General features: G+C 64.8%; 1 protein-coding gene. It reads left to right on the top strand.

The features are described from left to right. The coding region (locus EN893_RS35940) for a hydantoinase/oxoprolinase family protein (protein ID WP_281062540.1) at window positions 1–866 on the top strand (866 nt) is incomplete at both ends.

Below are 866 nucleotides of genomic sequence, written 5' to 3'. Positions count from 1 at the left end.
CTTCGAAGTGGCGCGTACCTATCGCTTCTGCAAAGGTTCCGGCATGCCGATCTCCATTCCCGTGATCGAGATGATCGAGATCGGCGCCGGCGGCGGCTCGATCGCCTGGGTCGACGCCATGGGCCGCATCCAGACCGGTCCCGAAAGTGCCGGATCGGAACCTGGCCCGGCCTGCTACGGCCGCGGCGGCAGGCGCCCGGCCATCACAGATGCCGACCTGGTGCTCGGCAAGCTCGATCCCGACAATTTCGCCGGCGGCGCCATCAGGCTGGACTCGCCCGCATCCGAACAGGCGATCCTGCGCGATGTCGGCGAACGCCTGTCGCTCGATGCCATGGCGACGGCCTTCGGCATCTGCGAGGTGGTGGACGAGAACATGGCCAATGCCGCCCGCGTCCATGCTGTCGAAAACGGCAAAAACATTTCCGACAACGTGATGATCGCCTTCGGTGGCGCGGCCCCGCTTCACGCCGCAAGGCTTTGCGAGAAACTCGGCATCGACCAGTGCATCGTCCCCAAGGGCGCGGGCGTCGGATCGGCGATCGGCTTCCTCAAGGCTCCGTTCGGCTACGAAGCCCTGGCATCCCGGCTGACGCGGCTGTCGCAGTTCAAGCCGGCCGAGGCCAATGCTTTGCTCGATGACCTCAAAGTGTCAGCCGAAAGCTTCGTGCGGGCAGGGGCCAACGGTACGATCACATGCGAAATCACCGCCTTCATGCGCTACGCCGGCCAGGGCTGGGAAATCCCCGTGCCGCTGCCGGACGAGCCGTTCGGCAATGATGCCGCAACCACGCTCGAGGATTTGTTCCAGGCGAATTACCAACGCTTCTTCGGCCGCGCCATCGAAGGACTTGGCGGCCTGGAAA

Source organism: Mesorhizobium sp. M7A.F.Ca.CA.004.04.2.1, from assembly GCF_004022825.1.
In the GTDB taxonomy this organism is placed as follows: Bacteria; Pseudomonadota; Alphaproteobacteria; order Rhizobiales; family Rhizobiaceae; genus Mesorhizobium.
The sequence above is the reverse complement of the archived record's forward strand: the minus strand, read 5'-3'. Positions and strand labels throughout refer to the sequence as shown.